The sequence below is a fragment of the Micromonospora sp. LZ34 genome, assembly GCF_052981855.1.
Genome location: NZ_JBRIQN010000040.1, coordinates 40,771 through 62,757, shown reverse-complemented (window position 1 = coordinate 62,757; position 21,987 = coordinate 40,771). Strand labels below are relative to the sequence as shown.

General features: G+C 73.7%; 20 protein-coding genes. 11 read left to right on the top strand and 9 right to left on the bottom strand.

Going from position 1 to position 21,987, the window contains the following annotated elements; translation table 11 throughout:
- On the bottom strand, window positions 1–312 hold a 312-nt coding region (locus tag ACVCAH_RS29725), incomplete at its 3' end, for a C39 family peptidase (protein ID WP_447139542.1).
- Between the two features lie 341 nt (window positions 313–653).
- The gene (locus ACVCAH_RS29720; RefSeq protein WP_447139541.1) at window positions 654–2,381 is read right to left on the bottom strand and encodes a beta-N-acetylhexosaminidase; all 1,728 of its coding nucleotides are present in this window, start codon (window positions 2,379–2,381) and stop codon (window positions 654–656) included.
- Window positions 2,382–2,693: 312 nt separating this feature from the next.
- Between ACVCAH_RS29720 and ppdK the strand changes: the two genes are divergently transcribed.
- The 7 genes from ppdK to ACVCAH_RS29685 all read left to right on the top strand — a co-directional run bounded on the left by ppdK (window position 2,694) and on the right by ACVCAH_RS29685 (window position 12,491).
- Entirely contained in the window at window positions 2,694–5,402 is a 2,709-nt protein-coding gene (gene ppdK, locus ACVCAH_RS29715) for a pyruvate, phosphate dikinase (RefSeq protein ID WP_447139540.1), read from the top strand.
- Window positions 5,403–5,638: 236 nt separating this feature from the next.
- Complete coding sequence (locus tag ACVCAH_RS29710; RefSeq protein ID WP_447139539.1) at window positions 5,639–5,989, top strand: VOC family protein; 351 nt, start codon at window positions 5,639–5,641, stop codon at window positions 5,987–5,989.
- A 12-nt stretch (window positions 5,990–6,001) separates the two neighbouring features.
- Complete coding sequence (locus ACVCAH_RS29705) at window positions 6,002–7,300, top strand: deoxyguanosinetriphosphate triphosphohydrolase (protein WP_447139538.1); 1,299 nt, start codon at window positions 6,002–6,004, stop codon at window positions 7,298–7,300.
- Between the two features lie 10 nt (window positions 7,301–7,310).
- The gene (locus ACVCAH_RS29700) at window positions 7,311–8,147 is read left to right on the top strand and encodes a siderophore-interacting protein (RefSeq protein ID WP_447139537.1); all 837 of its coding nucleotides are present in this window, start codon (window positions 7,311–7,313) and stop codon (window positions 8,145–8,147) included.
- A 156-nt stretch (window positions 8,148–8,303) separates the two neighbouring features.
- Entirely contained in the window at window positions 8,304–9,935 is a 1,632-nt protein-coding gene (locus ACVCAH_RS29695; RefSeq protein ID WP_447139536.1) for a BCCT family transporter, read from the top strand.
- Between the two features lie 118 nt (window positions 9,936–10,053).
- Entirely contained in the window at window positions 10,054–11,955 is a 1,902-nt protein-coding gene (dnaG, locus tag ACVCAH_RS29690; RefSeq protein ID WP_447139535.1) for a DNA primase, read from the top strand.
- On the top strand, window positions 11,955–12,491 hold the full coding sequence (locus ACVCAH_RS29685) for a hypothetical protein (RefSeq protein WP_447139534.1): 537 nt from the start codon (window positions 11,955–11,957) through the stop codon (window positions 12,489–12,491). Before dnaG ends, ACVCAH_RS29685 begins: the two co-directional genes overlap by 1 nt.
- A gap of 65 nt (window positions 12,492–12,556) precedes the next feature.
- Here the strand turns inward: ACVCAH_RS29685 and ACVCAH_RS29680 are convergent, their stop codons facing one another.
- Together ACVCAH_RS29680 and ACVCAH_RS29675 are read right to left on the bottom strand one after the other, a co-directional pair.
- Window positions 12,557–13,582, bottom strand: a complete 1,026-nt coding sequence (locus ACVCAH_RS29680; RefSeq protein ID WP_447139533.1) for a TAXI family TRAP transporter solute-binding subunit — start codon at window positions 13,580–13,582, stop codon at window positions 12,557–12,559.
- Entirely contained in the window at window positions 13,579–15,684 is a 2,106-nt protein-coding gene (locus ACVCAH_RS29675) for a TRAP transporter permease (protein ID WP_447139545.1), read from the bottom strand. The genes ACVCAH_RS29680 and ACVCAH_RS29675 overlap by 4 nt, the downstream gene beginning before the upstream one ends.
- A 411-nt stretch (window positions 15,685–16,095) precedes the next feature.
- On the opposite strand from ACVCAH_RS29675, the gene ACVCAH_RS29670 reads away from it, so the two are divergent.
- Window positions 16,096–17,028 (top strand): ABC transporter ATP-binding protein, encoded by a 933-nt coding sequence (locus ACVCAH_RS29670; protein WP_447139532.1) that lies wholly within the window; start codon window positions 16,096–16,098, stop codon window positions 17,026–17,028.
- Window positions 17,029–17,123: 95 nt separating this feature from the next.
- On the top strand, window positions 17,124–17,654 hold the full coding sequence (locus ACVCAH_RS29665) for a hypothetical protein (RefSeq protein WP_447139531.1): 531 nt from the start codon (window positions 17,124–17,126) through the stop codon (window positions 17,652–17,654).
- Window positions 17,655–17,840: 186 nt separating this feature from the next.
- Here the strand turns inward: ACVCAH_RS29665 and ACVCAH_RS29660 are convergent, their stop codons facing one another.
- The 3 genes from ACVCAH_RS29660 to ACVCAH_RS29650 all read right to left on the bottom strand — a co-directional run bounded on the left by ACVCAH_RS29660 (window position 17,841) and on the right by ACVCAH_RS29650 (window position 19,642).
- Window positions 17,841–18,749: a hypothetical protein gene (locus ACVCAH_RS29660; RefSeq protein WP_447139530.1), complete on the bottom strand. Its 909-nt coding sequence runs from the start codon at window positions 18,747–18,749 to the stop codon at window positions 17,841–17,843.
- Entirely contained in the window at window positions 18,746–19,270 is a 525-nt protein-coding gene (locus ACVCAH_RS29655) for a SigE family RNA polymerase sigma factor (RefSeq protein WP_447139529.1), read from the bottom strand. The genes ACVCAH_RS29660 and ACVCAH_RS29655 overlap by 4 nt, the downstream gene beginning before the upstream one ends.
- A 126-nt stretch (window positions 19,271–19,396) precedes the next feature.
- Window positions 19,397–19,642, bottom strand: a complete 246-nt coding sequence (locus ACVCAH_RS29650; RefSeq protein WP_447139528.1) for a flavin reductase — start codon at window positions 19,640–19,642, stop codon at window positions 19,397–19,399.
- A gap of 429 nt (window positions 19,643–20,071) precedes the next feature.
- Between ACVCAH_RS29650 and ACVCAH_RS29645 the strand changes: the two genes are divergently transcribed.
- Both ACVCAH_RS29645 and ACVCAH_RS29640 read left to right on the top strand, forming a co-directional pair.
- Window positions 20,072–20,875 carry a helix-turn-helix domain-containing protein gene (locus tag ACVCAH_RS29645; protein ID WP_447139527.1) on the top strand — a complete coding sequence of 268 codons (804 nt, stop codon included), beginning with the start codon at window positions 20,072–20,074 and terminating at the stop codon, window positions 20,873–20,875.
- The gene (locus tag ACVCAH_RS29640; protein ID WP_447139526.1) at window positions 20,866–21,054 is read left to right on the top strand and encodes a DUF397 domain-containing protein; all 189 of its coding nucleotides are present in this window, start codon (window positions 20,866–20,868) and stop codon (window positions 21,052–21,054) included. Before ACVCAH_RS29645 ends, ACVCAH_RS29640 begins: the two co-directional genes overlap by 10 nt.
- Window positions 21,055–21,172: 118 nt before the next feature.
- On the opposite strand, the gene ACVCAH_RS29635 is transcribed toward ACVCAH_RS29640, so the two are convergent.
- Window positions 21,173–21,511 (bottom strand): hypothetical protein, encoded by a 339-nt coding sequence (locus ACVCAH_RS29635; RefSeq protein ID WP_447139525.1) that lies wholly within the window; start codon window positions 21,509–21,511, stop codon window positions 21,173–21,175.
- On the bottom strand, window positions 21,508–21,825 hold the full coding sequence (locus ACVCAH_RS29630; RefSeq protein WP_447139524.1) for a PadR family transcriptional regulator: 318 nt from the start codon (window positions 21,823–21,825) through the stop codon (window positions 21,508–21,510). The genes ACVCAH_RS29635 and ACVCAH_RS29630 overlap by 4 nt, the downstream gene beginning before the upstream one ends.
- Window positions 21,826–21,987: the final 162 nt, after the last annotated feature.

Sequence of the window (21,987 nt, the reverse complement as noted above, 5' to 3'; positions counted from 1 at the left end):
CAGGACCGGGGTGATGTCGTTGATCGAGTCGGTGCCGGCCTCGGTGGTGCCCATCTGCTCGGCCATGGCGTCGACGTCGATGTCCTTGCCCTGCACGCTCAGCGCGTTGCGGGTGGCGGCGGGGCCGCAGTAGTAGAAGTTCGGCTGGGCCTCGTAGCGGACGCCCAGTTCCCGCTCGCCGTGCTTGCGGTCGGCCTGCACCGACGCCGAGGGCCGCTCGGCAGCGGCGGCGAAGGGGAGGGCGATGGCGCCGCCGGTGACGGCGAGGCCGGCAACGGTCAGCGCGGTCTTCTGCAGGATGTCGGTACGCATGATGATCAGAACCTTTCGATCGGGGGACACGACACACGCCGTGAGGGGGGTGCGGTGCGCCGTGGAAAGGAAGGTCGTTCCCGCGTGCTGGCGCCGGAAGGGCGGCGCGGGTATGCCATGTTCAACCACCCGGCCCGGCCGGCGATTCCGCGACCAGGGTGGGCCCGACCACGGGACAGCCGGCGCCGAACCGGACGGTCGGACACGGCCGGGACACGCTGAACCGGACATCTCGCCGGTGACCGGGCGTCCGGGCGGAGACGGCGCGGCCCAGGGGCCGGGCGCACCTGTGGGCCGGCACCGGCCCGGACCCGGACAGCCAGCCCGCGGAGGCGCCTGGGTCAGGCGGACGGGGCGGCCGCGGGATCCTCCTCGGCACCGCGCTGGGCCGGGATCGCGGGTGCCGGACCCGCGGGAACCGGAGCCTCCGCCGGCCAGGGCACCTCCGGCGAGCGGTGGAAGGTGATGCCGGCGGCGGTCCAGCGCGGACCGTGCCCGGCCAGCCGATCGCGGAACCGGTCCCAGTCGTGCGTGGCGCGCGGTGACCAGGCCAGTTCGGCGAGGGCGGGCAGCCGGGGGAAGAACATGAACTCGATCTCCGCCCGCGAGGTGACCGACTCGGTCCAGAGCGGCGCCTCGACGCCCAGCACCGCCGCCGCCGGCACACCCGTCACGTGCGTCGCCGGATCCCACTCGTACGCCCGCCGGACGTCGATGAGGCCGGCCCAGTCGTGCCCGATCGGGGTGTCCGGGGCGTACTTCATGTCCAGGTAGGCGTGGTTGCCGGGGGAGAGGATGAGCAGCGCGCCGCGGCCCACCGCCTCGGCCGTCGTCAGGTCGTCGCCGTCGGTGCCCCACCAGTGGAGCACCCGGCCGTCGGCGTGCCCGGCCGGGGCGATCTGGTGCCAGCCGACGAGGCTCTTGCCGAGGCCCGCGACGATCTGCTGCACCCGCTCGACGAAGCCGGTGTACGCCTCCCCCTTCACCTTGAACGCCTCGTCGCCGCCGATGTGCAGCCACGGACCGGGGGTGAGCGCGGCGACCTCGGCGAGCACGTCGGCGACGAAGTCGTACGTCCGCTCGTTGGCCGGGTCGACGTAGCTGAAGCCGACCTCGGTGCCGGTGTACGGGGCGGGCGTCATCCCCGCGGGCGCCAGCTCCGGGTACGCGACCAGCGCGGCGTTGGTGTGCCCGGGCAGGTCGATCTCCGGCACCACGGTGATGTGCCGCTCGGCCGCGTAGGCGACGATCCGCCGGTAGTCGGCGCGGGTGTAGTGCCCGCCGGGGCCGTCGCCGACCTCGCCGACCCCGCCCACGGTGGCCAGCCGCGGCCACGACTCGACCGCGATCCGCCAGCCCTGGTCATCGGTGAGGTGCAGGTGCAGGTGGTTGAGCTTGTACCGGGACAGGTGGTCGACCACCCGCAACACGTCCTCGACGGAGAAGAAGTGCCGGGCCACGTCGAGCATCGCGCCCCGGTACGCGAAGCGCGGCCGGTCGGTGATCGAACCGCCGGGCAGCGCCCAGCGCTCGGCGACCGGGGTGCGGCTCTCGACGGCCGGTGGCAGCAGCTGGCGCAGCGTCTGCACGCCGTGCAGCAGCCCGGCCGGCCCGGTCGCGGCGATCCGCACCCCGGCCCGGGCCACGTCGAGGTGGTAGCCCTCCGGCCCGAGCGTGTCGTCGTCGACCAGCACCAGCGCGATGCCGCCGGCCGGCTCCGGGTGGGTGGAGTCGGTGACCGGCAGCGGGTAACCGGTGGCCGGGCGCAGCAGCGCGGCGAGCTGCTCGGCGACGGCCAGCGCCGCCGGGTCGGCGCTGACCCGGATCACCGCGTCGGGGGCCAGCACGTGATCGGCGTCGGGGTCGGGGCGGACCTGCTCGGGGGCCGGCACCACGTCGCCGAGGCGGACCGGGGCCGGCGGGGCGAGCAGGTCGCCGGCGGTACGGGCGGCGGTGCGCGCCAGGTCGGCGGCGGCCGGCTGGCGCAGCGGCAGCTGGTCCTGGTCGGCGGCGGCCGGCTCGCGCAGCGGCGGGCGGTTCTGGTCGGCGGCGGAGGGGAGAGACGACACGGCGGCGGCTCCGGGGGTGTATTTGCGGCGGTTATGGCAAAGGTGAAGTTCACCGAAACGCGTGCCATCAAGGGTACGAGGGAGGCCGGAATTGCGTGATCGTGCTCGTGGAAGCGTTCCCAGAAACCGGCACGAACGCGGATAGTCGTGATGGCTGTGCCTATTGTCACCGAACGGTCCCAGCCCACCCGATGTTCGCTTAACCTTCGCCCACCGACCGGCGCGGCACCGGGATTACCGGTGCCCGGCCCCGGGGTATGGGAGCAACTGAACCTTCGTTAAGTGTCGGACCGGCGCGCGTGGGAGGCTCTGGTGGCAGCGCAAGATACGGCGGAACACAAGTACGTCTACGACTTCGCCGAGGGCAACAAGGACATGAAGGACCTGCTCGGCGGCAAGGGGGCCAACCTGGCCGAGATGAGCAACCTCGGCCTGCCCGTTCCACCCGGCTTCACCATCACCACCGAGGCGTGCAAGGCCTACCTGGCCACCGGATCGGAGCCGGCCGGGCTGGCCGACGAGATCGCCGCCCACCTGGGGTCGCTGGAGCGGGCGATGGGCCGGCGGCTCGGCGACCCGCAGGACCCGCTGCTGGTCTCCGTCCGCTCCGGCGCCAAGTTCTCCATGCCCGGCATGATGGAGACCGTCCTCAACGTCGGCCTCAACGACCAGAGCGTGGTGGGCCTCTCCGCCCAGGCCGGCGGCAACGACCGCTTCGCCTGGGACTCCTACCGTCGCCTGATCCAGATGTTCGGCAAGACCGTCTGCGACGTGCCGGGCGAGGAGTTCGAGCACGCGCTCGACGACGCCAAGCGGGCCAAGGGCACCACCAACGACCTGGACCTGGACGCGGACGACCTGCGCGGGCTGGTCGACGCGTACAAGAAGATCTTCAGCAAGCACACCGGGCGGGAGTTCCCGCAGGAGCCGCGCGAGCAGCTCGACCTGGCCATCCGCGCGGTCTTCGAATCCTGGAACGCCGAGCGGGCGGTGCTCTACCGCCGGCAGGAGCGCATCCCCGCCGACCTGGGCACCGCGGTGAACGTGGTGTCGATGGTCTTCGGCAACCTCGGCCCCGACTCGGGCACCGGCGTCGCCTTCACCCGGGACCCGGCCAGTGGCGCGCAGGGCATCTACGGCGACTACCTGGCCAACGCCCAGGGCGAGGACGTGGTGGCCGGTATCCGCAACACCGTGCCGTTGCAGGAGCTGGAGCGGATCGACAAGAAGTCCTACGACGAACTGCTCGACTACATGGCCCGGCTGGAGGGGCACTACAAGGACCTCTGCGACATCGAGTTCACCATCGAGCGCGGCAAGCTCTGGATGCTCCAGACCCGGGTCGGCAAGCGCACCGCGGCGGCGGCCTTCGTGATCGCCGGCCAGCTCGTCGACGAGTGCCTGATCGACCTGGACGAGGCGCTGCACCGGGTCAACGGGGCGCAGCTCGCCCAGCTGATGTTTCCCCGGTTCAAGCTGGACCACGAGTTCCAGCCGGTCGCCAAGGGCATCGGCGCGTCCCCCGGCGCCGCGGTCGGCAAGGTGGTCTTCACCTCCGCCCGGGCGGTCGAGCTGGCCGCCGAGGGCGAGGACGTGATCCTGGTCCGCCGGGAGACCAACCCGGACGACCTCAACGGCATGATCGCCGCGAAGGGCATCCTCACCTCGCGGGGCGGCAAGACCAGCCACGCGGCGGTGGTGGCCCGGGGGATGGGCAAGACCTGCGTCTCCGGCGCCGACGAGCTCGACATCGACATCCCCCAGCGGAGGTTCAGCGTCGCCGGGCAGACGGTCAACGAGGGAGACGTGGTCTCCATCGACGGCACCACCGGCAAGGTCTACCTCGGCGAGGTGCCGGCCATGCCCTCGGAGGTGGTGCAGTACTTCGAGGGCAGCCTCGACCCGGAGCACATCGACAACGCGCTGGTCCGGGCCGTACACCGGATCATGACGCACGCCGACGGCAAGCGGCGGCTGGCGGTCCGCACGAACGCCGACACCGGCGCGGACGCGGCCCGGGCCCGGCGGTTCGGCGCCCAGGGCATCGGCCTCTGTCGGACCGAGCACATGTTCCTCGGCGACCGCCGTGAGCTGGTCGAGCGGTTGATCCTGGCCCGCACCGACGACGAGCGGGACGAGGCGCTCGCCGCGCTGCTGCCGTTGCAGCGCGCCGACTTCGTGGAGATCTTCCGGGAGATGGACGGGCTGCCGGTCACCGTCCGGCTGATCGACCCGCCGCTGCACGAGTTCCTGCCGCCGCTGGAGCAGCTCGCGGTCAACGTCGCGGTCGCCCAGGAGCGCGGCGAGGACGTGGCCAAGGAGGAGGCGCTGCTCGCCGCCGTCCGGCGGATGCACGAGGAGAACCCGATGCTGGGTCTGCGTGGCGTACGCCTCGGCCTGGTCATCCCCGGCCTCTTCGCCATGCAGGTCCGGGCCATCGCGGAGGCGGCGGTCGCCGTCACCCGCGACGGCGCGGTGGCCAAGCCGGAGATCATGGTGCCGCTGGTCGGCGCGGTGCAGGAGCTGGAGACGGTCCGCGCCGAGGCCGAGAAGATCATCGCCGACGTGGTCGGGGACAGCGGCGTCGAGGTGCTGATCGGCACGATGATCGAGGTGCCCCGGGCGGCGCTGACCGCCGGGCAGATCGCCGAGGCGGCCGAGTTCTTCTCCTTCGGCACCAACGACCTGACCCAGATGGCGTGGGGCTTCTCCCGCGACGACGTCGAGGGCGCGTTCTTCTGGCGCTACCTGGAGCTCGGCATCTTCGGCATCTCGCCGTTCGAGTCGATCGACCGGGAGGGCGTGGGCCGGCTGGTCCGGATCGCCGCCGAGGAGGGCCGGGCGGCTCGCCCGGGGCTGAAGCTCGGCGTCTGCGGCGAGCACGGCGGCGACCCGGAGTCGGTGCACTTCTTCCACGAGGTCGGGCTGGACTACGTCTCCTGCTCGCCGTTCCGGGTGCCGGTCGCCCGGCTGGAGGCCGGCCGGGCCGTGGTCGAGACCGCCGGCTCCGACAGCCGCTGACCCTCGATCCGTACGCCCCCGGCGGCGGACCCGGTTCCCGGGCCCGCCGCCGGGCGGGTTTCGGCGCCAGGTCGGTCACGTTCCGCATCCGTGACGCTACCGATGCGCACCGCTGTCCCGCGATCCCGTGACCGTCGGCGATCGGCCGGCAACTCTCGTCTGATCGGGGGTTGTGGGCGTCCGGACGGCACGTCGCGGGCGCGCCGTGGCGGCCGTCCGGGCGTACCCTGATCGACATGAGCAGCGCCTGGGAGAGCCTGACCGTCGATGCCCGGGACCCGGCCCGTCTGGCCCATTGGTGGGCCGAGGCGCTGGGCTATCAGGTGGTCACCGAGAAGCCGGACGAGGTGGAGATCCGCCAGTCCGCCGACCGGCTGCCCGGCATCGTGTTCGTGTCGGTGCCCGACGGCAAGGAGGGCAAGAACCGGCTGCACCTCGACCTGCGCCCCAGCGACCAGGAGGCCGAGGTCGAACGCCTGGTGGACATGGGTGCCCGGCACGTGGACGTCGGGCAGGGCGACGTCGGGTGGACCGTGCTCGCCGACCCGGAGGGCAACGAGTTCTGCGTGCTCCGGCAGCGTGACTAGGCCGGTGGCCGGTTGAGCGGCCGGCCCGGGCCCGGCCGGCCCGGTGCGGACGATCCGCCCGACGCCCGGCGCCGGGTCGAGGAGCCGCCGAAGGACTCCGGCTACGGCCGGTCGCCGTACGAGCGGGACCGGGCCCGGGTGCTGCACTCGGCGGCGTTCCGGCGGCTCGCCGCGAAGACCCAGGTGCACACGGCCGGCACCGACGATTTCCTGCGCACCCGGCTCACCCACTCGCTGGAGGTCGCCCAGATCGCCCGCGAGATGGGCGCCCGGCTGGGCTGCGACCCGGACGTGGTGGACACCGCCGGGCTGGCCCACGACCTCGGCCACCCGCCGTTCGGGCACAACGGCGAGGCCGCGCTGGACCAGCTCGCCGCGACCTGCGGCGGCTTCGAGGGCAACGCGCAGACGCTGCGCGTGCTGACCCGGCTGGAGGCCAAGGTGCTGGCCCCGGACGGCTCCTCCGCCGGGCTCAACCTGACCCGGGCGTCGCTCGACGCGGTCGCCAAGTATCCCTGGCCGCGCCGTCCCGGGCAGCGCAAGTTCGGGGTGTACGCCGACGACCTGCCGGTCTTCGCCTGGCTGCGCGCGGGCGGCCCGGGCGACGACCGGCGCTGCCTGGAGGCCCAGGTGATGGACTGGGCCGACGACGTGGCCTACTCGGTGCACGACGTGGAGGACGGCATCCACGGCGGCTACGTCACGCTGCACCCCCTGCTGACCGATGCCGACGAGCGGGCCGCCCTCTGCGCCGACGTCGCCGCCACCTACTCCGGCGAGTCCCCGGGCGACCTCGGGGAGGTGCTGGTCGACCTGCTCGCCGACCCGGTGCTCGCCCCGCTCGCCGGATACGACGGCAGCCACCGGGCGCAGGCCGCGCTGAAGGCCACCACCAGCGTGCTGACCGGCCGCTTCGTCTCCGCCGCGGTGGCCGCCACCCAGCAGCGGTTCGGCGCCGGCCCGCACCGGCGGTACGCCGCCGACCTGGTGGTGCCGCGCTCGATCCGGGCCCGGTGCGCACTTCTCAAGGGCATCGCGCTGCGGTACGTGCTGCGCCGTCCGGGCGCGCGGAGCCGGTACGAGCAGCAGCGCGAGATCGTCGCCGATCTCGTGGCCGTGCTGGCCGACCGGGCGCCGGACGCGCTCGACCCGGTCTTCGCGCCGCTCTGGCGGGCCGCCCCGGACGACCCCGCCCGGCTGCGGGTGGTGGTCGACCAGGTGGCCTCCCTCACCGACCCGGCGGCGGTGGCCTGGCACGCGCGGCTGGTGGGTGGTGGTGCCCCGATCGGGGGCGTCATCAACTTAGGCTAACCTAACTGGTATGACGGAGCGCGCCAAGAAGGTCACCACCGCCCGGGTACTGCGCACCGCGCGGCCCACCCCGCACCTGATCCGGCTGGTGCTCGGCGGCGAGGAGCTGGCCGGCCTGCCGGTGGGCGAGTTCACCGACCACTACATCAAGATCCTGTTTCCGGTGCCCGGGGTCGACCACCCGGACCCGGTGGACCTGGCCGCGATCCGTCGTGACCTGCCCCGCGAGCAGTGGCCCCGGCTGCGCGCGTACACGGTGCGGGCCTGGGACCCGCTCGCCGGCGAACTGACCGTCGACGTGGTGCACCACGGCGACGAGGGGCTGGCCGGCCCGTGGGCGGCCGGGCTGCGCCCCGGCGACCCGGTGCGCTTCGTCGGCCCCGGCGGCGCGTACGCCCCGAGCCCGGACGCCGACTGGCACCTGCTGGTCGGCGACGAGAGCGCGTTGCCGGCGATCGCCGCCGCGCTGGAGCGGCTGCCCGTCGGCGCCCCGGCCGTCGCGCTGGTCGAGATCGCCGACCCGGCCGACGAGCAGCGGCTGCTCAGCCCCGGCGCGGTGCGGCTGAGCTGGCTGCACCGCGGCGACCGGCCGGTCGGCGAGGCGCTAGTGGCCGCGGTCCGCGCGCTGGAGTTCCCGCCGGGCGACGTGCACGCCTTCGTGCACGGCGAGGCGACCTGGGTCAAGCAGCTGCGCCGGCTGCTCCGGGTGGAGCGGGGCGTCGCCCGGGAGCGGCTCTCCATCTCCGGCTACTGGCGCCGCGGCATGGACGACGAGGGCTGGCGTTCCACCAAGCCCGAGTGGAACCGCCAGGTCGAGGCGGAGGAGTCGGCAGCCGTCGCCGCCTGACCGCCCCGCCGCCCGCCCACGGCCGCGGGCGGGCCACCGCCTCGCCCGCCGGCCCCGGGGCCACTCCCGCCCTCGTCCGGCGCTGTCACGGGGCTGACGTTCCCGCGATAACCACCGGCCGCCCCCGTTCCTCAGCAGGATGGGACGGGGGTGCAGATGACCGAGCAGCAGGAGCCGGTGCGACCGGGTTCCGTCGACCGGACGGTGCTGGCGCTCGGCGTCGGCGGGGTGCTGGCCGTGCTGGCCTGGGGCACGCTGGCCCAGAACTCGCTGGCCGACTTCGGCGAGTCCGGCCTGGCCTGGGTGATCAGCACGTTCGGCTGGTTCTTCGTGGTGGCCGCCGACGCCTTCCTGGTGCTCTCGCTGGTGATCGCGGCGACGAAGTTCGGGCGGATCCGACTCGGCGCCGACGACGACGAGCCGGAGTTCAGCACCCTGGCCTGGGTGTCGATGATGTTCAGCACCGGGATGGGCATCGGGCTGATCTTCTACGCCGTCGCCGAGCCCATCGAGCACTACGCCGCCCCGCCGCCGGCCACCGGGATCGAGCCGAACACCGGGGCGGCCGGTGCGGCGGCCATGCGGTACACCCTCTTCCACTGGACGCTGCATCCGTGGGCGATCTATGCCGTGGTGGCGCTCGCGCTGGCGTACTCGACGTTCCGTAAGGGGCGCGAGAACCGGCTCTCGGCCGCTTTCCAGCCGCTGCTCGGCACCCGGACCGAGGGCCCGATCGGGCGCGGCATCGACCTGTTGGCTGTCTTCGCCACCGTCTTCGGCTCGGCGACCAGCCTCGGTCTCGGCGCGCTCCAGGTCGCCGCCGGACTGGACCTGGTGACTCCCGCGCCGGACACCGTCGCGGTGGAACTGCTGGTGATCGCCGCGCTCACGCTGGCCTTCGTGATCTCTGCCTTCTCCGGACTGCACAAGGGCATCAAGTGGCTCTCCACCACCAACGTGGTGCTGGCCGTGGCGCTGATGGTCTTCGTGTTCGTCGCCGGACCGACGATCTACACGCTGGAGGTGCTGCCGGCATCCGTCGGCGACTACCTCAGCAATCTGGTCACCATGTCGACCCGCACCGGCGCCTTCTCCGATCCGGCCTGGCTCGGCTCCTGGACGATCTTCTACTGGGCCTGGTGGATCTCCTGGGCGCCGTTCGTCGGCATCTTCATCTCCCGGATCTCCCGGGGGCGTACGGTGCGTCAGTTCGTCGCGGGGGTGCTGCTGGTGCCCAGCGGGGCCAGCGTGATCTGGTTCGCGGTGATGGGCGGCAGCGCCCTGCGAGTGCAGGCCACCGGTGCCCGGGACCTGGTCGCCGACGTCGGCCAGGGCACGGAACGCGCGCTCTTCGGCCTGCTGGAGGCGCTGCCGCTGGCGGGGCTGACCACGGTGGTGGCGATGGTGCTGGTCGCCCTCTTCTTCGTCACCGGCGCCGATTCGGCGGCACTGGTGCTCGGTTCGCTGTCCTCGCGGGGTTCGCTGCGCCCGCACCGCGCCCTGGTCGTCGTCTGGGGGGTGCTGATCGGCGCGGTGGCCGCGGTGCTGCTGCTGGTCGGCGGACTGGACGCCCTGCAACAGGCGACGATCATGGTGGCGCTGCCGTTCGTGGTGGTGATGCTGGGCCTGGCCGCCGGTCTGGTCAGGGACATGTCCCGCGACCCGGCGGTCAATCCGCCGGCCCGCAACCGCCGCTACGGCCTGGCCGCCGCGATCCGGGCCGCCCGGTCGTACCAGGAGGAGGACCCGCCGCCGGTGCGGCGCTACCTGCGCCGCCGCCCCCGGTGACGGGCGGCCGGCGCCCCCGGCCGGGCCGGCCGCCCGGCGTCGTCGTCCGGAGCGGCGTGGCGGTGGGCGCCACACCGGGGCGTCCCCCGGCGGCGGAGCGTCGGCCCGGCAGGGCAGGATGTACGCCGAGGGGGTGGCGGACATGGCTGGGCGGATCCGGGACGAGGACATCGCGCTGGTCCGGGAGCGCACCTCGATCGCGGACGTGATCTCCGAGACGGTCACCCTGAAGTCGGCCGGCGGTGGCAACCTCAAGGGCCTCTGCCCCTTCCACGACGAGAAGAGCCCCTCGTTCAACGTCTCGCCGGCCCGCAACGTCTGGTACTGCTTCGGCTGCGGAGCCGGCGGCGATGCGATCAAGTTCCTGATGGACGCCGAGCACCTGAGCTTCGTCGAGGCGGTCGAGCGGCTCGCCGCCCGCGCCGGCATCCAGTTGCGCTACGTCGAGACCGACTCGGCCGCGCCCCGGGCCGCCCGCCCGCAGCACGGGCAGAAGCAGCGCCTGGTCGCCGCGCACGCCGCCGCCGTCGAGTTCTACCGGGCCCAGCTCGGCACCGCCGCGGCCCGGCCGGCCCGGGAGTTCCTCGCCCGCCGCGGCTTCGACAAGGCCGCCGCCGAGCGGTACGGGTGCGGATTCGCCCCCGACGCCTGGGACCTGCTCACCAAGCACCTGCGCCAGCAGGGCTTCAGCCACGACGAGCTGGTCACCGCCGGGCTGTCCCGGCCGTCGCGCTCCGGCTCGCTGATCGACCGGTTCCGCCGCCGGCTGATGTGGCCGATCCGGGACCTCACCGGCGACGTGATCGGCTTCGGCGCCCGCAAGCTCTTCGACGACGACGACGGCCCGAAATACCTGAACACCCCCGAGACGCCGATCTACAAGAAGTCGCACGTCCTCTACGGCATCGACCAGGCCAAGCGGGAGATCGCCAAGCAGGGCAAGGTGGTCGTCGTCGAGGGCTACACCGACGTGATGGCCTGCCACCTCGCCGGGGTGCCCACCGCCGTGGCGACCTGCGGCACCGCGTTCGGCGCCGACCACATCGGGGTGCTGCGCCGGCTGCTGCTGGACACCGACGCGGTGGCCGGCGAGATCATCTTCACCTTCGACGGTGACGCGGCCGGGCAGAAGGCGGCACTGCGGGCGTTCGAGGACGACCAGCGCTTCGTCGGGCGTACCTTCATCGCGGTCAGCCCGGACAACATGGACCCGTGCGACCTGCGGCTGGCCAAGGGCGACCTGGCGGTGCGCGACCTGGTCGCCCGCCGCGAGCCGCTGGTCGACTTCGCGCTGCGCCACGTGATCAACCGGTACGACCTGGACACCGTCGACGGCCGGGTGGAGGCGATGCGCCGGGCCGCCCCGCTGGTCGCCAAGATCAAGGACCGGGAGAAGCGCCCGGAGTACGTCCGCAAGCTCGCCGGCGACCTCGGCATGGAGATCGAGCCGGTGCAGCGGGCCGTGCTGGCCGCCGCCTCCGGTCAGCCCGGCCAGCCTGGCCGGGCGGCCGCGCCGTCCCGGCCCGCCCGGCCCGAGCCGGCCGTGGACAGTCCGCAGTCGATGGTGGAGCGCGAGGCGCTCAAGCTCGCCCTCCAGGAGCCGGTGCTGGCCGGGCCGATGTTCGACGCGGTCGAGGCGGCGGAGTACCGCCAGCCGGTGCACGCGGCGGTCCGCGCCGCCGTGGCGGCGGCCGGTGGGGCCGCGGCGGCGACCGGCGGCGCGGTCTGGATCGAGTCGGTCCGCGACGCCTGCGAGGACCTCGCCGCCCAGGCGCTCGTCGGCGAGCTGGCGGTGGAGCCGCTGCGGATCGACGGCGAGCCGGATCCCCGCTACGTCTCGGTCACCATGGCCCGGTTGCAGTGGGGGTCGGTGACCGCCCGGATCAGGGAGCTGAAGTCCCGGATCCAGCGGATCAACCCGGTCAACAACAAGGACGAGTACTTCGCGCTCTTCGGCGAGCTGCTCTCGCTGGAGCAGCACGCCCGGGCGCTGCGCGAGCAGGCCGCGGGAGGGCTGTGATGGGACTGTTCAACCGGAAGCCGAAGCTGCCGGCCGCCGCCCGCCCGCCGCTGGCCGCCGACGAGCGGATGCTGGCCTGGGCCGCCGCCGGCAACGGCGAGGGCGACGGGGTGGTGGTGGCCAGCAACCTCGGGCTCTGGCTGCCCGGCCGGGGGCACCGGCTGGGCTGGCACGACATCCTCAAGGCGGTCTGGTCCGGCCGCGAGCTGACCGTCACGCCGGCCGAGCGGGTCGCCGAGCGCGACGGCTACCTGGTGGTCGCCGACTGCCCGGCCGAGACCTACCTGCTGCTGGATCCGGGGGAGCTGCCGCACCAGGTGCGCGCCCGGGTGACCCGTTCGGTGGCGTACACCCAGCACCACCCGGTGCCCGGCGGCGCCGGCCGGGTCGCCGCCCGCCGGGTGCCCGGCGTGGACGGCCTGACCTGGACGGTCCGGTTCGACCCCGGCACCCCGGTCGACGACGACGCGGTGCTCGCCGAGACCGACCGGCTGGTCGCCGCCGCCCGCGCCGCCACCGCACCCACCGACGGCTGACCGGTCCCGGCCGTCCGGCGCCGCCGGGCCCGGCTGGATGCGGCACCGGGCCCGGCGGCTGAGGGTCAGCGGGCGCCGAGGTCCCCCAGCGCCTTGTCCGCGCCGCGGTGCAGCGGTACGGGGTCGGTCCGGCGGGCGGTCTCCAGGCTGATGCCCTTCGCCGCCGGGTTCGCCTGAGCCAGCGCGTCCTTGCGGTCGAACACCGTCCTGGTGATCGCGCAGGCGACGTTCGCGTCCAGGTCCTTGCGCACCAGCAGCACGTTCGGCACCACGATGGTCGGCGTGTCCGCCGCCGTCCGGTACACGTCCTTGCCGATCGTGCCGGCCTGGTAGGCGGGGTTCAGCTCGGCCATCTTCGGCAGCAGTGGCGTGATGTCGAGGAACGTCACCTGGTCACCGGCGGTGGTGAAGAGGTCGGTCAGCCCTCCGGTGGGCACCCCGCCGGACCAGAAGAAGCCGTCGATGGTGCCGTCCTTGACGCCCTGCACGGTCTTGGCGAGGTCGAGCCGCTGCGCCTGGACGTCCTTGGCCGGGTCCAGGCCGGCGGCCGTGAGCAGCCGGTTGGCGATCACCTCGGTGCCCGACTTGGGGGAGCCGGTGGAGATCCGCTTGCCCCGCATGTCCGCCACCGAGGCGATGCCGGCGTCGGCCCGCACCACGACCTGGGTGTAGTTGTCGTAGATCCGGGCGAGCGCCTCGACCGGCTGCGGGGCGGTGAAGTTCTCCTTGCCCTGCACCGCGTTGACCGCGGTGTCGAAGAGTGAGAAGGCGACGTCGTACTGGCCGGCGACCAGCTGCTCGATGTTCTGCACGGACGCGCCGGTCTCGGCGGCGGTGCCGGTCAGCTTCCCGCCGGTGGCCCCGGAGAGCTGGCCGGCGAGGGCGTTGCCGACCACGTAGTAGACGCCGGTCGCGTTCCCGGTCGCGATGCCGACCCGGGTGTCTGCGGTCACCTCGCAGGTGACCTCGCTGGCGGTGTCGTCCTTCGCCGCGCCGCCCTGCCGGCCGCCGCAGCCCGCGACGGCCGCCGCGGCGAGGGCGAGCACGCTCACGCCCGCCACCAGTCGAACCCTGTTCCCGCTCACTGTCATACCTCCCTGACCTCCGGTGTTCCGGCGCGCGGCCCAGCGGCCCGGCCGGCGGTTCCGCGTCGTACCAGCACGCCCGTGGCCGCCACCGCGGCCAGCGCGACGCCGACCGCCACCGGCACGGGTTCGAGCCAGAGCAGGGTCACCCCGGCCGCCGCGCCGAGGACGCGCTCCGGGACGCCGGCCGGGCCGACGCCGGGCAGCCAGCCGCCCGCCGCGACGGCCAGCACGGCGACGCTGAGCGCGACGACCACGCCGGCGACCGCGATCCGGCGCGCGCCGCCGATGCCGAGCAGCCCGAGCCCGGCCGGGGTGAGCACGAAGGCGATCGGCGTCAGGTAGGCCGGCAGCGCGTAGCGCAGGGTCTGCCACATGGTCGGCACCAGCCGGCCCCCGGTGACCGCGGCGGCCGCGACGGCCGCGAGCGCGGTCGGCGGGGAGACCTCGGACAGCACCGCGAAGTAGAAGACGAACATCGCCACGGCCGGCGTCGCCACGCCGAGGTCGAGCAGCGCCGGTCCGATGATCACCCAGCCGATCACGAACGAGGCGGTGACCGGCACGGCCAGGCCGAGCAGGCTGAGCGCGACGGCGGCGAGCACCGCGGTGAGCGCCAGCACCAGGGTCGGGTCCGAGGCGACCACCTGCGCGCCGCTCACCAGCAGCGCCGCCGCCTGCGGCCCGAGGCCGGTCTTGGTGGTGGTGGCGGTGATGATGCCGGCGGCGGCGCAGACCGCGGTCACCGCGAGCACCCCGCGTACGCCACCGACCAGGGCGGCGCCGAGCCGGGCCGGGGTGAGCCGGTGGCCACGGTCCAGGAAGGACAGCGCGGCGGCCAGCACGGTGGCGAGCACCACCGCCCGGGTGGCGGAGACGCCGACGGCGAGCAGCACGACGATGGCCACCAGCGAGGCGAAGTGGTAGCCGAACCGGCCGAGCAGCCGCCACGGCGAGGCGGCGTCGATCCGCACCGGACGCACCCCGGAGCGGCGGGCGTCGATCTCCACGGCCAGCAGGATGCCGAGGTAGTACAGGACGGTCGGCACGGTCGCCCAGCCGAGCACCTGCAGGTACGACACGCCGAGGTACTCGGCGATGATGAACGCCGCCGCACCCAGCGTCGGCGGCGAGAGGATGGCGCCCACCCCGGCCGCCGCGAGCATGCCGCCGGCCCGCTCCGGCGGGTAGCCGGCCCGCCGCAGGATCGGCCAGGTCACCGCGCCGATGCTCACCGTGGTCGCGGCCCCCGAGCCGGAGACGGTGCCGAGCAGGAAACCGGAGGCGACCGCCGTCCGCCCGGCGGCCGTCCGCGACCGGCGGAACGCCGCGGTGGAGAGGTCCACGAAGAACCGCCCCGCGCCGGAGAGGTCGAGCACCGCGCCGTAGATGGTGAAGAGCACGATGTACGAGGCGGCCACGTCGAGCGGGGTGCCGTAGAAGCCGCTGTCGGAGTTGTAGAACGCGTCCACCAGTTGGCTGAAGTCGAGCCCGGCGTGGGCGACCGGCCAGGACTGCGGCAGCAGCCCGCCGTAGTAGCCGTAGCCGAGGAAGAGCAGGCAGACCGCGGGCAGGATCCAGCCGGTGGTCCGCCGGCACGCCTCCAGCAGCAGCAGGAGCAGCACCGTGCCCATGACCAGGTCCAGCGGCACGAGCAGGCCCTGCCGGTCGAGGAAGGCGTTGTACCCGCCGCCGCCGGAGCCGAGGCGGACCGGCAGCACGGGGTAGAGGCAGGCGACCAGGGCCAGCGCGGCCAGCGCCCAGTCCGGCAGCGTCGGCCGCGCGCCGCCCGCCGGCCGGACCGGTCCGTCCGGTCCGTCCGCGACCGACCGGCCGGGCCGGATCGCGCGCCGGAGCCGGGCCGGCAGTGGCAGGTCGGCCGGGTAGGCGAGGAAGACCAGCGGCAGCACGCCGGCCAGGAAGACGATCAGGTAGTACTTGCTGCCCTGCGGCAGCGGCCGGAACACCTGCCAGAGGGCGAGCACGGCGACCGCGAGCGCCGCGCCGGCGAGCAGCAGGCCGGCCGGTCCGCCGAGGATCCGCCCCGGCTTCTCGTCCTCGAAGCGGGCGGCCAGGTCCGGTGTCCCGGCGTCGGCGCGGGCCTCCACCCCGCCGGCTCCGCCCGCCTCACCGTCCGGTCGCGCGGCAGGGCCGCCGCCCGCGTCGGTGCCGGTGGTGTCGCCGTTCGGGCCGCCGGCGGGCTCGGCTCCGGCGGGGTCGCTGTCTGGGCGTTCGGCGCGGGCCGCGGCGCCGGCGGGCACGGTCTCCGTGGCAGGCGGCTCGGCCGGCCGGGGCGGTGGGCCGGGCGCGGCCGGCGCGGCGGCGCCGGCCGGATCGGCCGGCCGCGGGGGTGGCGGCGAACCGTCGGGGGAACGGGTTGGCGACACGATGGGACGATACACGTCGATCAACGAAGGGACGGGGCATCGATGATCCTTCGCCGCGTGTCGTCGGCGCACACCGCCGGCGGCGCGGGTAAATCGGGTGGCGGTGTCGGACCCGGCGGCTAGGGTCGGGCGGTGACCACGGCTCAACCACTCATCCAGGCGCGGGGGCTGGTGAAGCGGTTCGGCGACTTCACCGCCGTCGACGGCATCGACGTCGAGGTGCGTCCCGGCGAGGCGTTCGGCTTCCTCGGGCCCAACGGCGCCGGCAAGTCCTCCACCATGCGGATGGTCGGCTGCATCTCCCCGCCCAGCGGTGGCGAGCTGCGCATCCTCGGCATGGATCCGGTCCGCGACGGCCCGGCGATCCGGGCCCGCCTCGGCGTCTGCCCCCAGCTCGACAATCTGGATCCGGAGCTCACGGTCCGGGAAAACCTCACCACCTACGCCCGCTACTTCGGCATCTCCCGCCGGGTGGCCCGGGCCCGCGCCGCCGAGCTGCTCGACTTCGTTCAGCTCAGCGAGCGTGCCGACAGCAAGGTCGAGCCGCTCTCCGGCGGCATGAAGCGCCGGCTGACCATCGCCCGCGCCCTGGTCAACGAGCCCGAGATCGTGCTGCTCGACGAGCCGACCACCGGCCTCGACCCGCAGGCCCGGCACCTGGTCTGGGAGCGGCTGTTCCGGCTCAAGCAGCAGGGCGTCACGCTGGTGCTCACCACGCACTACATGGACGAGGCCGAGCAGCTCTGCGACCGCCTGGTGGTGATGGACGGCGGGCGGATCGTCGCCGAGGGCTCGCCGCGTGAGCTGATCGAGCGGCACTCCACCCGTGAGGTGGTCGAGCTGCGCTTCGCCGCCGAGTCGCAGGAGGCGTTCGCCGGCAAGGTCGACGGGCTGGCGGAGCGGGTCGAGGTGCTGCCCGACCGCATCCTGCTCTACGTCCCCGACGGCGACGCGGCGGTGGCCGAGGTCAACTCCCTCGGGCTCACCCCGGCCAACGTGCTGGTCCGGCGCAGCAGCCTGGAGGACGTCTTCCTGCACCTGACCGGGCGCACGCTGGTCGACTGAGGCCCGCGCCGCCGGGCGGCCCCGTGTCCGTAGCATCGGCCGGACGCCCGGCCGCCGGTGGCCCGGGCCGACGAACGGGGGTGCCGGTGTCTGCGGTGGAGGTTCGGTTACGGCGGCAGGACGGGCTGGGGGCGCTCTACCTGGGCATCTTCGCCACCGTCTGGTTCAGCGTGCCGGCCGCGGCGCAGCCGCTGCGCGGCGTGCTGGTGGCCGGCAGCCTGGCGGCGCTGCTCACCGCGATCGGCGGCGGAATCGTCACGGCCCGGTCCCGGGGCACGCACGCCGGGCCGCGCGACCGCGCGGGGGACCGGCGCTACCTCCTGATCGTCGTCGCCGAGTTCGCGCTCGCCGGCCTCGGCGCCGTGGCGCTGGCCGCCGCCGGCTGGTCCGAGTTCGTCCCGGCGCTGGTCTGCGCCGTGGTGGGGCTGCACTTCTTCCCACTCGCCCCGCTGCTGGGCGACCCGCTGCTGCGACCGCTCGGCGTGGCGATGTGCGCGGTGGCGCTTGCCGGCCTGGTGACCGGGCTGGCCACCGGGGTGTCGGCGGGCCTGGTGGTGGGCGCCGGCGCCGGCGTGCTGCTGCTCGGCTACGCGCTCCGGTCGCTGCTCCGCGCGTTCCGCGGCTGAGCGGCCCGCGTCCCGGCCAAGCGGTGCCACCCGACCTGACCGATCGGGCCGTCGGTAGGGAGGACCTCCGTCGGCGGGGCGCCCGTGAACGGTGGGAGCAAGGATCACGGCAACCCCCGTCCTGCCGACGGGGGTTGCCGCGGGGCCGGCCGGACACCCGGGCCTGATCTGACCTGTCGAACTCGGTCAGCGGGCGACGGGAGGGACCTGGACGTCGACGTCGAGCCCGTAGTCCCAGTACAGCCAGGTCACCTCCATCTCCTCGTGGTAGCTCGGCTGGTCACCCCCGTGATGGTTCGGATATTCGATGGTCGTGCTGAAGGAGATCTTGGTGATCTTCTGCGAGTTCACGCCGATCTCGATGAACCCCTCGCCCGGAATCTTCTTCGGCAGGTCCGCGTCGCTGGGCGTGCTGACGTAGCTGAACGCGTAGCGTTCGACGGCCGATTCGCCGCTACCAGCCGTGCCGAGCGCGGTGACCGTGCCAACGCTTCTCAGGGCCTCGAGCTGGGACGCCGGATTGACCGTGGTGGCCGGGTCGGCGAAGGGGACGTAGATGTGGTGGAGGCTGCGGAAGATGGCTGGCTTACCGTAGTTTCGCCAGCGGCCGCCCTTCGAGCGGTAGAGATCGCCGTCAACGATCCGCTCCTCCCCGTCGGGCCAGACCCGCCCCTTGGACGTTCTGGTCACCCGCCCGGTGGGCCCGTTCGGATCGAATTCCCCTTCGAAGGACTCCTTGGCGGAACCCGGCTTGCCGACGTCGACCCAGTTGCGGCTGGTGGAGACGCGGAACCGGAAGCTGCTCTTCGCGGTTGCCTGTGCCGCCGCGGCCAGCCGGAGTTCCGGGCTCACGGCGGCGGCGGGGCCCGGCTGAGCAGCGGTGCTGGCCGGATCGCCGCCCGGACCGATCAGGCCCACGGTGGCTACGGCCACGACCCCGAGGAGCGCGAGCGCACCGCCGGTGATAGCCACCGTCCGGCTCCGTCGCGCCCGCCGGCCCCGGGTGATCAGGTCGGCGGTCGGCGCCTCGTTCGGCGGCTGTGCGTCGGCCAGATCTCGAAGTGCGATGGAGAGGTCCCTCTCGTCGATGTTCACTTCACTGCCTCCAAGGTGGTTGCGCGGGGATGGGAAATGAGGTCACGCAGCTTCGCCATGGCGCGGCTGTGCTGCGTCTTGACCGCGCTGACCGAACAACCCAGCTCGGCGGCCACTTGCCGCTCGGTCAGGTCGACGTAGTACCGCAGCACGATCACCGCCCGCTGTTGGCGCGACAGCGTCATCAGGGCATCGCGTAGGTCCTGGCGCGCCCCGTCCAACCCCGCGTGCGGGTCGACCCGGTCGGGCAGTTCCGCCGTCAGCGTCTCCCGACGGAAACGCCGCCACCAGCTGACGTTCCCGTTGATCAACATCCGGCGCAGATACGCGTGCGGGTCGCCGTGGCCAACCTTCCGCCAGCGGACATACAGCTTGACCAGACATTCCTGCAGCAGATCCTCAGCCCGTTGCCGGTCACCGATGAGCAACGTGGCGAACTGCAGGTGACGGGGCCACGCTTCCGCGACGAAGCTCGCATAGCTGGCGTTGCTCGACGCCTGATCGGCAACTTCGTTGGTCATGTCTCTCACACGCTTGGCATCCTCGAAATGGTCTACACCGCCGTCCAACTGGCAGCAGCCGGCCAACAGCAAACCAGCCGCGATGTGCGCGCCGGCACTGGCCGGGCCGAGCCGATCGGCTGCTGGTCAACGGGCCCTTGCCCAGGTCAGGAAGCGTTCGGCCATCCCCTCCGGCGCGTTCTGCCCGTGCAGCACGGCGAGGTCGGTCATGGCCTCGTGCATCAGCGTGCCGAGGTAGATCAGCAGGCCCGTCCGGTTCTCGCGGTACTCGCCGAGCAGCGCCAGCCGGGCCGGGGAGCAGGGCCACGCGGCGCCGCAGACCCGGCAGCGCCAGGACGGGCGCGCCGCGACGTGCGGGCGGTAGCGCGGCATCAGCGCGTGCGCTCCCCGGCCCGGCGCGGCGACGGCAGCCAGTGGCCGCCGTTCGCACGCCATTCCTGCGCCCGGGTCAGCCGCCCCGGGCGTCCCGGGCCGTCGGTCGGGAAGACCTCCGTCGGCGCGGTCGCCCACGCCGGGCGTGCGTTGGGCGTACGCCGGGGGAGCGCGGCGGGTGGCGTCGGGCGCCGGCAGCGCCAGAACCTGAGTCGCATGGGGAGCCTCCGTCGAGGTGGGGAGGGGCGCCCCGGACCTCGTTGTCGCCGGGCGCCCCCGGCCTGGTTCCGCCCGCCGTCCGATCCCGTGAGCGGTTCCGCTGCGTGACAGTCTGGTGAGGACCCGACTACGGTGGGAGGTCCCGCGCGCCGACTATCAGGGCGTATGGCGGCCGGTCCCTGGCGGTACGAGGATGTACGGAGGCTGTCCGTGGAACGCTCGTCCATGTTGGACCACTTCGCGGAGGAGTTGCGGCTCGTCCGGGTCACCAGTGGTATGTCCCAGACCGCGCTGGCCGAGGCGCTGAGCTATTCGGGCGCCCTGGTCGCCAAGGTGGAGACGTGCGAGCGCCGGCCGAGCCTCGACTTCGCCCGCCGGTGCGACACCGTGTTCGGGGCGGACGGACGGTTCGAGCGCATCCAGCGACGGATCAGCCGGGAGACCGTGGTGCCCTGGTTCCGCGACTGGGCCGGCATCGAGCAGGAGGCCACAGCGCTGCGATCGTTTGAGCCGCTCTATGTGCCGGGCCTGTTGCAGACCGAGGGCTATGCCCGGGCCATCCTGGTCGGCGCCGGGCTGTTCGCGGCGGACGAGATCGAGCAGCAGGTGGCGACCCGGCTCGACCGGCAGGGGGTGCTCACCCGCGACCGGCCGCCGCTGCTCACCGCCGTCGTCGACGAGTACGTGCTGCGCCGTCGCGTCGGCGGGCCGGAGGTGATGCGCGAGCAGTTGCGGCACCTGGTGAAGGTCTGCTCGGCATTGCCCCGGGTCCGGATCCAGGTCGTGCCGCTCTCCGCCGGGGCGTACGCTGGGCTCGACGGCCCCTTCGTGATCGCCACCTCGCCCGCCGGGGAGGACGTCGTCTACCTGGAGGGGCAGCGCCACGGCCAGGTGATCGACCGTGCGGAGTACGTGCGGCAGATGGTCGAGGTGTGGGAGTCGATCCGCGGTGAGGCACTATCGCAGCAGCAGTCCCTCGACCTGATGGCGGAAGTGGCGGAGACATGGACCTGAGCGGCGCCCGGTGGCGCAAGAGCACCCGCAGCAACGGCAGCGGCGGCAACTGCGTGGAGGTGGCCGACAACCTGCCCGGCGTGGTGGCCGTACGCGATTCCAAGGACCCGGGCGGCCCGGCCCTCACCTTCGACCCCGCCGCGTGGCGGGCGTTCGTCTCCCGCGTCGCCCGGCGGTAGCTCGCCCACCACGGCCACCTGTCACTCCGAAGCAGCCAGCCTGGAGGACGTCACCTCGCCGTGCTCACTCCGCACTCCGGGTGCTGGTCCGGGCGGCCGGCGGCGGAGCGGTCGCCGGTCAGCCGGCGATGAGCAGCCCGACGCCGGCCAGCAGGGTCGCGGTGAACACGGCGGCGAGAGTGGCGGCGCGACGGCGGGCGTGCGTGCCGCCGATCAGCTTCAGGGCGAGGGCGAGCGGGCCGATGGGCTGCATGGCCGGAGGTCCTTTCGGGCTGGTGGCGGCGATCCGGACGGCGGCGCCGAGGGTGCCCGCGGCGAGCCGCAGGGGGGACATGCCGAGTTCGGCGGCGCCGTACACGTCCGCCTGCCACTGTTCGAGATGACGGGCGCGGGAGGCGCCGGGGAGCAGCGCCGCGGCGCAGCGCACGAGGAGGAGCGCGGCCCGGACGGGCGTCATCGCGCCTCCCGCAGGCGGGCCGGGCGGTGGTTCGCCGCCCGGGCGGCGGCCTGGGCGCAGACCCGGCGGGCGGCCGGCGCGCCGTCGGCGGTGAGTTGGTACATCCGCCGTCGTGGGCCACGGCGGTCGGTCTCGTCCTCCCAGTGCGAGGTGACCCAGCCGTTGCGCTCCAACCGTTCCAGCAGCGGGTAGACGCTGCCGGACGGGCGCCCGGTGGCCTTGATGATCTCCAGCCCCCAGCGCGGCCGGTCGCTGTCGACCAGCACCCGCAGGACGTCGACCGTCGCCGCACCGATGCGTCCGAGTGGCTCCACGAGGCAAGGCTACCTATGTAGATTAAGCCTGTCCAGGGAACGGAGGACCCCGCCCCGAGCGGAAACTGCCACGACACGCGCGGACGCCGGTCGTAGGGTGGCCACGGCCTGTCGTACCCCCGGGGTAGGAAGGCCGGGGTGGACGGCGGCGACGGGAGTGAT